General features: G+C 44.9%; 1 protein-coding gene. It reads left to right on the forward strand.

Features of this window, described 5'->3' with window-relative positions; genetic code table 11:
- Positions 1 to 257 precede the first annotated feature (257 nt).
- On the forward strand, positions 258 to 441 hold a 184-nt coding region (locus HBA93_RS18680), incomplete at its 3' end, for a helix-turn-helix domain-containing protein (RefSeq protein ID WP_286202051.1).

Consider the following 441-nt stretch of genomic DNA (forward strand, 5'->3'; position numbering starts at 1 on the left):
GTTCAAGAGTGACGATGCAGGAGCCTTTGGTGATTGGCTTTCAGAGAGACTTGAAAGCCTTTACGGAGACTTCAAGAAATCGAAAATTAATAACGGAGACTAAACCGCAAAAGAAAAAGCCCCCGCGACGTTACCATCGTGAGAGCCCTTCAAAAGTCTAAGCACCTTCTGAATCGCATTTTCACGAATCACTGTCAAGCGTTTTAACGTTGTTTACGGCGGACGATTTTCTTTTGCCTTTAATAAGGTAAAGGCAAATGCAAATAGGATTAGGAGCGACCCCCTTTGGTGGTCGGCCGATGACACTTGCTCTTGTGCAAGCGAATAGGGATTCGAGCAATAAAGTTGAAGAAGGCAAGTCTGTCGACAAATGGCAGCTATATCGCGACTTATGCGAAGCCAAATCCATGTTTCCTCTTAACGATAGAGCATTAGCCGTTC

Source organism: Ochrobactrum sp. SFR4 (assembly GCF_019730395.1).
Taxonomy (GTDB): Bacteria; Pseudomonadota; Alphaproteobacteria; order Rhizobiales; family Rhizobiaceae; genus Pseudochrobactrum.